Source organism: Paenibacillus sp. N119s (assembly GCF_059447605.1).
In genome coordinates this window covers 1-10,044 of sequence record NZ_JCAJRU010000192.1, presented here as the reverse complement: position 1 = coordinate 10,044, position 10,044 = coordinate 1, and the positions used below count along the sequence as shown (strand labels likewise).

Annotated in this window: 10 protein-coding genes and 1 pseudogene; 1 reads left to right on the top strand and 10 read right to left on the bottom strand. The window is 46.0% G+C overall.

The window, feature by feature from the left end; translation table 11 throughout:
• The 3 genes from AC5V8P_RS19155 to AC5V8P_RS19145 all read right to left on the bottom strand — a co-directional run.
• A partial coding sequence (locus AC5V8P_RS19155) for an amino acid ABC transporter ATP-binding protein (protein WP_495473781.1) occupies positions 1-625 on the bottom strand: 625 nt, incomplete at its 3' end.
• A 14-nt stretch (positions 626-639) separates the two neighbouring features.
• Positions 640-1,299, bottom strand: coding sequence for an amino acid ABC transporter permease (locus AC5V8P_RS19150; RefSeq protein ID WP_017426315.1), 660 nt, complete (start codon positions 1,297-1,299; stop codon positions 640-642).
• Positions 1,300-1,339: 40 nt separating this feature from the next.
• Positions 1,340-2,107, bottom strand: a complete 768-nt coding sequence (locus AC5V8P_RS19145; protein WP_063210849.1) for an amino acid ABC transporter substrate-binding protein — start codon at positions 2,105-2,107, stop codon at positions 1,340-1,342.
• Between the two features lie 214 nt (positions 2,108-2,321).
• On the opposite strand from AC5V8P_RS19145, the pseudogene AC5V8P_RS19140 reads away from it, so the two are divergent.
• Positions 2,322-2,582: pseudogene (locus tag AC5V8P_RS19140) on the top strand (ABC transporter permease); the annotation flags it as partial.
• A gap of 232 nt (positions 2,583-2,814) precedes the next feature.
• On the opposite strand, the gene AC5V8P_RS19135 reads toward AC5V8P_RS19140, so the two are convergent.
• From AC5V8P_RS19135 to AC5V8P_RS19105, 7 genes are all read right to left on the bottom strand, one after another.
• Positions 2,815-3,363 (bottom strand): hypothetical protein, encoded by a 549-nt coding sequence (locus AC5V8P_RS19135; RefSeq protein WP_064795737.1) that lies wholly within the window; start codon positions 3,361-3,363, stop codon positions 2,815-2,817.
• A 337-nt stretch (positions 3,364-3,700) separates the two neighbouring features.
• The gene (locus AC5V8P_RS19130) at positions 3,701-4,801 is read right to left on the bottom strand and encodes a toxic anion resistance protein (RefSeq protein ID WP_064795736.1); all 1,101 of its coding nucleotides are present in this window, start codon (positions 4,799-4,801) and stop codon (positions 3,701-3,703) included.
• A gap of 92 nt (positions 4,802-4,893) precedes the next feature.
• Complete coding sequence (locus AC5V8P_RS19125) at positions 4,894-5,574, bottom strand: hypothetical protein (protein WP_064795735.1); 681 nt, start codon at positions 5,572-5,574, stop codon at positions 4,894-4,896.
• Positions 5,575-5,632: 58 nt separating this feature from the next.
• Positions 5,633-6,664: an ATP-grasp domain-containing protein gene (locus AC5V8P_RS19120; protein ID WP_064795734.1), complete on the bottom strand. Its 1,032-nt coding sequence runs from the start codon at positions 6,662-6,664 to the stop codon at positions 5,633-5,635.
• Positions 6,665-6,689: 25 nt separating this feature from the next.
• Entirely contained in the window at positions 6,690-7,517 is an 828-nt protein-coding gene (locus AC5V8P_RS19115) for an HAD family hydrolase (RefSeq protein ID WP_064795733.1), read from the bottom strand.
• Positions 7,514-8,665 carry a cysteine protease StiP family protein gene (locus AC5V8P_RS19110; RefSeq protein WP_064795732.1) on the bottom strand — a complete coding sequence of 384 codons (1,152 nt, stop codon included), beginning with the start codon at positions 8,663-8,665 and terminating at the stop codon, positions 7,514-7,516. The genes AC5V8P_RS19115 and AC5V8P_RS19110 overlap by 4 nt, the downstream gene beginning before the upstream one ends.
• Entirely contained in the window at positions 8,662-10,008 is a 1,347-nt protein-coding gene (locus tag AC5V8P_RS19105; RefSeq protein ID WP_064795756.1) for a phosphoribosyltransferase family protein, read from the bottom strand. The genes AC5V8P_RS19110 and AC5V8P_RS19105 overlap by 4 nt, the downstream gene beginning before the upstream one ends.
• Between the last annotated feature and the right edge of the window lie 36 nt (positions 10,009-10,044).

Genomic DNA, 10,044 nt, shown 5'->3' with positions numbered 1-10,044 from the left:
TTGCGAAATTCATTTCATGGGTCACGATGACCATCGTCATGTGCTCCTCAGCCAGCTTTTTGATCACTCGCAGCACCTCGCCTGTCAGCTCGGGATCAAGGGCTGAGGTCGGCTCGTCGAATAGCAAAATATCAGGGTTCATCATCATTGCCCGGGCAATCGCTACACGTTGCTTCTGACCCCCCGACAATCGGGACGGATACGCATCCGCTTTATCCGCCAAGCCGACTTTAGCCAGCAACTCGGTGCTCTGGCGCCGCAGCTCAGCCTTGCTCACCTTTTTCACCAGCTTTGGAGCCAGTTCCAGATTATCCTGCACCGTCAAATGAGGAAACAGATTAAAATGCTGAAATACCATGCCCATCCCGGTAGTAATACTCTTAATATCACCTGCCGAAGCGTACTGACCGTTTTCCACCAGTGCCTTATCATGGATGCGAATCGTCCCGCCCGTCACATCTTCCAGGTGTACCAAACTACGGAGCATGGTACTTTTCCCTGAACCTGAAGGACCGATGACAGCTACAACCTCGCCCGCTTTAACATTAAAGCTCACTCTTTTCAGAACGTCGAGCTGGCCGAACGATTTTTTCAAATCGGTTACTTCTATTGCGTTTGTGTTCATATCCGACATTCCTTTTACTCAAATTTAAAACGTTTTTCCAGCGCCCTGAAGAATATGGTAAGCACCAAAGCCATCAACAAATAAATAACTGCTGCTACAACATAAGGCACAATCGTAAAATCGCGGTTTACAGCTGTATTCGCAAAATGCAGAAGTTCCGGTACCGCTACTGCATACAGCAAAGCTGTGTCTTTCACCAGGGTCGTCGCCTCATTGGTTACCGCAGGCAAGGCTATCCGTACCATTTGCGGCACAATGACTCTAATTAGCGTTTGCGACTTGCTTAGGCCCAGCACTTGCGAGGCTTCATATTGCCCTTTATCAATCGACAACATCCCGCCTCTAAAAATTTCTGCAAAATAAGCCGCATAATTCAGTACAAACGCCAGGACCGCTGCCGTTGTCCGGTCAAGTACCAGATATTCCCCAATAACAGGCAACATCGGCAAACCAAAGCAAAAGAACAATAATTGCAGCAAAAGCGGCGTACCCCTTATAACATAAATGTACGTGTGCATCAGCCAGGCAATAGGCTTAAACCGACTTTTAGCCAGCAGCGTAACGATAAATCCCAGCGGAATAGACAAGATGAGCGTAATAAAAAATAAAATAACCGTCATCTGTGCCCCTTCAAGCATAGGCTTCATAATTCGTAAAATATATTCCATACTCATAACCTTCGACTCCTAAACCCTTAGTTCAATACATTACGTATTAGTTTAATACTTTATCTTCACCGAACCATTTTTTTGAAATCTCAGCCGCTTTTCCGTTCTTATGCAGCTCACCCAGAGCAGATTGCAGTTGCGTCAACAGCTCTTCGTTCCCTTTTTTCACGCCAATGCCGTATTCCTCAGGAGCCAGTGATTCATCAAGCAGCTTATACGTCCCTGGTTCCTTAGACATATAATACTTGGCAACAACCTCATCGATGACAACAGCATCCAGGCGACCGGTTTTCAAGTCCGTCAAAGCGAGAACGTTGTCTGGATACTCGGACACTGGCTTCAATTTACTTTTAATCGGATTCGCATCCAATGCATCGGCCGCTGAGGACAACGTTTGGAGTCCCACCGTTTTGCCCGCCAGATCAGCCAGCTTGGAAAGACTGGAGGCAGCCGGAACAACAATCACCTGACTATTTTTCAGATATGGCTTCGTGAACAGCACCTTTTCCTTACGCTCATCCGTAATGGTGTATCCATTCCAAATGAGATCAATACGTCCACTGTTCAGCTCGGATTCTTTGGCAGACCAGTCAATCGGCTGAAATTCCACTTGTTTGCCCATTTGTTCCCCGGCCGCCTTCGCATAATCAATATCAAAACCGGTTAACTCGTTATTTTCATCTCTAAAGCCCATCGGCGCGAATTTATCATCAATTCCAATAATCAACTTGCTGTTATCCTTACCGCCGGAACATCCGGCCAGCACGATCATAATCAACCCAATCATCATCGTAAACATGGCTGCTTTTCTCATTTTATTCCCCTCCAACAATGGTGACCCCCGTATTTAAGAATAGGCGGCAAACGCTTTAGTTCGTTAACACGTTATCAGAGTATCATCATACCATACCGCAGGATACTCGTCGAGAGGAATCAGCGGAATCTTATCCTTATAAAAATGGAAAACTTGTGACGAAAATTTGACCTGTGTTCTATAATGTAAGACAGCTTGATTGACAGGAGAAATCATGTACATTTTAAAACGTCTTTTCACGATGCTCATTACGTTATGGATTATCGTCACTTTAACGTTTATTATCATGCACATCATTCCGGGAGATCCGTTCTCGAACGATTCCAAGACCATTCCAGAGACCGTATTGCAAAATATGCGTGCTCGGTACAATCTGGATAAGCCGCTCGCTGTGCAGTATGTATTGTATCTCAAAAATCTGCTCGTGCTGGATATGGGGCCGTCTATTCAATCGAAAACAACTGACGTAATAATGAATCTCTGTCAGCCTGGAAAACATCCATGTTCCGCCACCTCAAGGTATATACCTCTGGGTGCGGGGCGGGGCTTATACTTTGCTCGGTGGTATTAATGGGGGGGAGTTAGGGGGGAAGCAGACCAAGATTAAATCACTTGGCCTGCCTTGCTTTGTAACTGATCTACAAAAAAAGAGAAAGTCCCGTGGAATGTATTCGTGGGACTCTCTCTTTTTTTTAATAAATATGCTTCTACCATCTGCGTCGCCGATCGTCGCCTCTGAGGGGATAGTTGCTCAATTCTCCGAGTTGGTCATGTGCAGTCTTATAAATGCGGAGGATCGCTTGCACCTTGTTAAAATCATTATCCTCCGGACCGAATCCTTCCATATACATCCTTTGGATAATGTTTTGGAAAAAGTCTATACGCTCGTGGATCGAATCCTGCTCGATTTGCAGCACATCTTCAAAGCCATGTGTCTCAGCAAATTCAGATAGCTCATCAACTTCCTGTTCCTGGTATCGCTCTCCCCGAGTTTCGGGATTGAGATCAATCGAGGTACGCAGGGTTGACAATAAAATATTTTCGCGTGCCAGCATGACATGAAAATCTTTGTTCTTCAACAGATCTGTAACGATCAGACGGCACATTTCCTTGTTCTGTAGCAGAATCCCGTCAAAAGGATGCAGCGTCCACACACCATAGTTAAAAAATAAATTAAAATTGAAGCTGCTGCTTCCATACTGATATACAATGTTGATTTTCGATTCGTCGATGATTTCAAATGAAAATTCCAGCATGCATTCTCCTTTGGGATTCCAATATTTAACTCTATCCTATCAGAAAATGCATGATTTACAATAAAAAAATTTATTTCACAGAATCATTTAACTCCGCAATGGAATCTGCTTTTTCGCTACTGGCAGCCACCAGCAAATAGACAATGACACAGCCCAAGATAAAGGACATCATACGCTCATTCTCTCCTTTGTCAGTTCACTTTTTAAGAGTTTATGCACGAGAATGTTATCTATGTTTATCATGTCCTTTAGGGTCCGCTGGCAAACCAAAAAAAGACGCCGTTTGGACTCACCATGGCGTCTTTTCCTAGATTATTGTGTTCTTATAAATTAGCTATCAGTTCAAAAACGAGCTTAGTCCCTCAGCAGAAGGGTTACCCTTTAGCGGTGGGGATTGTTCTTTTCCTTCAATACCCAAACGCTGGCTAAGGTTAGCATTAATTGCTGTCATTTTACTTGTATAATCGTGGCAGCTTTCAATAATTCGACGGTTCGATTTTTCAGACAGATCCAAAGCAGATACCAAATCGCCAATCGCCTGATTCACAGCCTCCAATGACATAGACGGCTTGCTAAGCAGATCCGTTGTTCTCTCGGTCGTCGTTTTGAGAAGCTTCGCATTTTCCTTGAATTGATCCTCAATCGTACGGTTAGTGGCATCAACGGCTGAAATAATTTTATCTTGATCCGCCAGTGCCATCGCGATCATAGCTGATACGGTGATTAGATTCGATGTTTTATCAATCGCATTATTAACGGAATCAATCAGTTTATCATTATTATCATTAATAATATCCGTTGCCGCAATCGCCTGATTGTATAACAAGATCATTTCAGTCATCGACTGTGTGCGAGTAACCACTTTGCGCAATCCCCGCTCCAGATGAGGCTTGCGATTTTCATTTTCCGGCTTAGCAATCTCGGTTTCAAACAGCTCTTTCAAGCGATTACCAAAGGCAATCTTCGTCTGCAAATTATAAATTTCTTCGATGGAGGCTTTCTTCAACTGCCGCATGCTGACGATATTTTCTTCCAAGTTATCCTTGCCATCTCTCAAAGCAGTAATGATTTTCTCGATGTTCGTCTTCACCGACTGATACTTATAAATGTAGTTTTTCAACGGGCTTTTACGCAGGAGCTTGCCAAAAAAACCTACATCTTTACTCTGCTGAAGCGTTTCGCATTCATCCCGGAGTTTTAAGATCATATTCGAGACCTCAGCCCGATCACCAGACATGAGGTCGTTTACCGGACGATCCAACATTTTAAGGGTTTGTCCCGCCCGTTCCTGCGTTTTAACCCCCAGCTTACCAATGTCATCTATTAAGGTGTCCAGACTCATAACATCGCTTTGTGCTACCTTCTGAATCAGCTGTGAAGCCTCCTCAGTCACCTTTTGTTCATCTTCTTTTTTCAATTCAGCCCATGGGGTCGCCATACGCTACCTCCTATTCTGAAAACAAACTGCTAAACCAAGGTTAATCAGTATTATTCAGTGCAGCTCTGCTGCATTTTTAAATTTAAAATCGCCTACAATTCGGAACTGCTGTATCGCTGATGAATAAGCTCTGCTTTGCTCTGTAATTCCATCAGATCCTTATGCTCCACCGTGGATACAATTACAGATATTTTGCTATCTACATCTCGCAATCCGTTGAGTAGCGTCCTGCGGTTGGTTCGTTTGGCATCACCACTGAGACGAAGAAACGGGTTAATCAGTCCGTTCAAGTCCTTCAAAATCAATCTCCGAACCGTGTGATTCACTTCGCTGTTATTCAATTCGTGCAAAAGCGGGATGACCCGCTGCAAACGTGCAAATAGAGCCAGCGCTTTCTCGACAATCTCGTTATCAAGCGCATCTTTCTGTCCCTCGGAGATCACCATGTCCTCCAGTACATCCAAATATTCCATGACCTGAACAAATTCACTGGTCATCTGGTCCGACAAACGTGCTTGTCCTGTTATACACTCTCGTAGAGCAGTAGCTTCCTTTTCATGTTGTTGTCCCTCACCAGCCCTCTCTTGTTCCACCGGGATCACAGAACCGGTCAGATTGGGACGAGGATGACGAACAGCCATGATAGCACTGTATCCTCCCATACAAATAATCGGAATCGCCAAACACACAAACAATGGCAACCAATAACTTAGTAAAAGCGCAATCAGGTAGCTGACCACAGCAATCGTGGCACCCCACATTTTAGAAGTCATAGCTTGTACCTCCTGACGTAAACCCTTACCATATTGTAGAAAACAATATTTATCTATGTCAATGTAAGGATTGGCTTATCTTGATTGGCTGCTCGATATGACTGGCTAAAATGTTGTATTGTGGGTGTAGTGAACCGATTTCATAACCCAAAGCCGATTTTACCGCCAGATAGGGAAAATTGATACCAGACAAGCATGATACATGAAGTCCTCCAGACATCCGCGGATTGATCTCTAGCAACTTGGCCTGCTCGCCGTTATATTTTACTTGGATGTTATAATTGTACGGAATGTGATACGCTTCAGCGACGTTCTGTGCCACTTTCAACAGCTCAGAATGCTGCTCCAGCAGTCGTAATCGTCCACCTGCCTTCCGACGCGGAACGGCTGTTAACAATTTTCCGTTTCGGTCAGCCAAGCAGTCAATGCTGTATTCGTATCCCTCCAGCAGTTCCATCACCATCAAATTGGGAAACGTCTCTGTGGAAGACAATACGCGATGTGCTTCCTCAAATGAAATATGGTTCAGCGCGTGGCCGAACAGTTCCTTCAGCGGGTTGCGTTCATTATCAATGATACGAAAGCCCATTCCGCCTTCAGCATTACATGGCTTAAAACATACCTTGTGCCCAAGTGCTATTAATGATTCGTATGCCTGTTTAAACTGCTCGGCATTGCTGGCAATGGCATAATCGGGGATCGCGACAATACCCTTTTGACGGATGGATTCATAAAACAGATCCTTTTCCATCAATTGCTCCAGCAATTCGATATCCCGGCACACCATTACTTCTGTACCAATATCATCGAACAAATAAAGATGCTTGCTAATATCGAGCATATTCCACCGCGGAATAAAGATATCAATTTGGTGCCGTCTACAAAAATCAGCACAAAATTGTGCGTACTCCACACCGCTTGTGCGCGGCTCTACTTCAGCTACATCACTGGCCTGCAGTGCCATGTGCTGCGGATCAGAGTGTGTGGCATAAATCTCGAACGGAATACCGTCCTCATTGTTACGAATAGCGTTCATATAATGATACACCACCGAAAACCAGCGGTTAAAATACACTTTGACCTTCTTCACAGCGCCACGTCCCCTATGATTTTAATTATGAAGTACGAGCCGCTGACATGTTCCCGTGTACTTCATAAACATATTCCATCATTTCATCCGCTGCATAAACCCCCGACACTTCCGTAAATCGGTAATTGATCTCTAGCTGATCCCGCAGCTGTTCCCGATACAATTCACCATGACGCGGCGCAATCGCATAGTCTGCATAATCCAGCAGACAACGGTCCAGCAAAGAGTCACCGGATGCAACTACAGCTCCCCCATTGGTAAGGTTGCGGATATGCTCCACGGCTGCCTGTTTATTCACGGCCGCAGGCACCAGATATACTTTGCGGCCTTGAATGGATACCTCCCAGCCCATTTCCTGCATCACCCGCGCCTTGTCCAGTACCTGCTCCAGCGGCATTCGATCCCGTTCAATCACGAAAGCATAAAATAATTCATCGCAAAACCGCTCGCTTACGACCCAGTCCTCATGCAGCACCTGTCCAAATACCTGACGTGCTTCTTCCGCATGAGCACCATCGCGGCGTACTTGTTCGTGAATACGCCGATTCCACTCTCGGTCCACCTCGCTTCCGACGATGATGTTTCCGCCATTACTCGTCACGGCATAGGCGGGAATCAATTCCGTCTGGAATACGGTGATTCGTTTATACTGCTCCATGGTCCGAGTCGTCACAGGCATAAACATGACATCTGCCGGTAGGGTCTTGAGCAATTGCAAAGCTTGTGCAGAAATAAAAGCCGACGTCACTCCGTCGATCTGTTCCGCAGGCAGCAGACCAGGGGATTCCAGCGGCACACCAAGCGAACGTTTGGAATAAATCAGTGTCTGATCCAGATCACTTGCGTAGATCATTCTTGTCCCCCTTTTAGCGGCTTGATGATTCCGCAACAGGAATAAGTCAATCCTTCAAATACCTCAACAGGCACTCCACGATCCTTGGCCAGCAGCATAATATGCTGAAGATTCGGATTATCTTCACGGTCAATCAGAATTTTCCACGGCACCCTGCGGAGCAATACGCGGGTCGTCTCCCCCACTCCCGGCTTGACCAGATTGATATCCCGAATACCAAATGCCTGTTGAATCGCCTCAATATCCCGTAAGCCTTGCCACGTCACGGCAGGCGGGTTCAATGTCATCTGTTCCGCATGAGCAACCGCCGTTTCAGCCACGGCTTGAAAGTACTCTGATACCGTGTCCACAAACGTATTGGACTGATCCACCGACCGCCAAGATTCATAAAATTTAGCCCCGTGAAAATCGTCCGGACCTATCAGATCGTCGCGTAATACCGTCCGGCTCATCAGACCCGATACGGTTGAATTGAGGCAGGCGCTTGGGATCAAATAATCCTCTCGTGTACCAAAGGTCTCCGAGCAGCTGCCTGGATCAGCCAGCACCGCCAGATCATCATTTAGGCGCAGCCCGTAATCTGCATTCATTTCGCGGCAAGCCTCGATTAGCACCTGACGAATAGCGCCTTTCCCCGTCCAGCCATCGACAAACTGAAGCTCAATCCCCAGCCCATGCTGCTGTAAAATGTATAAAATAGCATTTCGGTCAATGCCTTTGCCACGAATAATAGAAATGCTGTAGTGGGGCATAGATACGCCATACTTCCAGTCAATATAACGCTTGATCAGGATGCCAATAGGCGTTCCCGCTCTGGCAAGAGAAACAATCGCCGTGTTCAGGCCTCGTTTTCTCACAATCATCTCAGCCACAGAAGCTGCTGCTAATGCAACCTTTTGGGCAGATTGGGCAAGCGTTTGATGAAACAATTCAATATACTCTGCTGTGGGTTGGTATTCCACGGGCAGCATTTCTGAATAATGGACTCCAGACTGTATCGCCTCTTCGCGATCCTCCGTTCCTTTTTCCAACGCAACCCGGCTCAAATCCTTCAATAAAAAAGTAACATCCGAGGCAGGATAACTGCCTAGCGGTACGGGCGGATGAATGTTCTTCTGCTGTATTTGCTCCATAAGTGCTTGCTTCATATCCGCGCTCCTTTATTCTCCTGCTTAGTTAATCCGTTAAAATAAACGATATGCACATTCTTGCAGCCCAGACAGGCCAATGCATCCAACATGGGCTTCATTCGCTCTGGGTCCGACTCTCTTTCCAGCAAAACGAATATTTCGTCATACTGACCGGGCTCTACATTATAAATAAAATTGCGTACCGTACTGTCCTCAGGCGAGGGATAGGTTACACCACAAGCGACGCCATACCCTTCTTCACCGTGGGGATATACCGGACTGCGTGTCGTCGATTGGTAAGAAACATCCGGACCTAACTCCGCAGCAATGCGCATAGGAATGTACATAAATTCACCCGTACCCATTACCAGTGTGCGTTGTCCTGAACGAAGTTGGTTCAGTCGTTCAGCTGTGCGCGCGATTTCTGCATCCAATGCTGGATTGTCGGTGGATTGGAGACCAAAACGACCAGTATATTTAAGATAAGGAGCTGTATTGACGTATCCATCGGTTGATAGAGAGCTGTGTGATACTCGCTCAAAAGTGGAAGCATCCTTTTCAAGATGGCAGTCAATTATTCCAGGAGAATCTTGATTAACCTCCACAGTACTAGTGGCCGCATGCTCTGCGTTCCCGGTCTGTCCGGCATATTCTGTGTGGTCCAGTATCGGTGCTCCCTGAATTTCTATCTTTCCTTTGAGCAAACTTAGAGGCGTAATCCTGATGCCCAGCTCTGCTTCCAGATCGGCAAAAGCCTGCTCGTCGCTGTCTGTCCGCCAGTCCAATAACGAAGCTATCACATACTGTTTGCGCGGAAAATGCTCCTGAATATCCCGTATAATATTAAGTGTTGTTTTTCCGGTCGTAATCTCATCATCTACCAGCACAATCGGTCCATCTCCGGCAAAAGCATCCTCATTCAGTGCATAGCAACGATGATCAACCGCGTGCGAATGCTCTTCTTCAAACCGAATAACAGGCCGAAGGTCCGGAATATCCTCGCGTGTCGTATGAATATATGTAGCACCGTCATCAAATAACCTATACATGCTGTGCCCGAGGGCTGTAGCCGTCTCGGCAAAACCAACAAACTTGATTGGCTCCGGAAAAGCAAAAATCAAACGCTCATCCATCAGCTTTTCATAGGCGACTTTCGCATAATTCGAGTCAAGAAGTCCTCTGACGGCCTCTTGAATCAGTTTATCCATCTGTTGTCCTGACTGTGGGACAAGCTCTTTATATAGCAGGATTGCTAGTGCTGCCCCACTTAATAGAGAAGTGTATGGATTTACCGGGATATGCTTGCCGAGCACCTTGCTGACAAACAAAAACGAACGCTTTTTGTTGACTCGTGCCGCCATCGCAAACAGCTTGTCCACAGGAAGACGGAATGGATT

Bases quoted from the DNA above. Each gene is read 5' to 3' on its own strand.
- AC5V8P_RS19150 (WP_017426315.1), bottom strand. From the start codon at position 1,299: ATGAGTATGGAATATATTTTACGAATTATGAAGCCTATGCTTGAAGGG.
- AC5V8P_RS19145 (WP_063210849.1), bottom strand. From the start codon at position 2,107: ATGAGAAAAGCAGCCATGTTTACGATGATGATTGGGTTGATTATGATC.
- AC5V8P_RS19135 (WP_064795737.1), bottom strand. From the start codon at position 3,363: ATGCTGGAATTTTCATTTGAAATCATCGACGAATCGAAAATCAACATT.
- AC5V8P_RS19130 (WP_064795736.1), bottom strand. From the start codon at position 4,801: ATGGCGACCCCATGGGCTGAATTGAAAAAAGAAGATGAACAAAAGGTG.
- AC5V8P_RS19125 (WP_064795735.1), bottom strand. From the start codon at position 5,574: ATGACTTCTAAAATGTGGGGTGCCACGATTGCTGTGGTCAGCTACCTG.
- AC5V8P_RS19115 (WP_064795733.1), bottom strand. From the start codon at position 7,517: ATGATCTACGCAAGTGATCTGGATCAGACACTGATTTATTCCAAACGT.
- AC5V8P_RS19110 (WP_064795732.1), bottom strand. From the start codon at position 8,665: ATGAAGCAAGCACTTATGGAGCAAATACAGCAGAAGAACATTCATCCG.
- AC5V8P_RS19105 (WP_064795756.1), bottom strand. From the start codon at position 10,008: ATGGCGGCACGAGTCAACAAAAAGCGTTCGTTTTTGTTTGTCAGCAAG.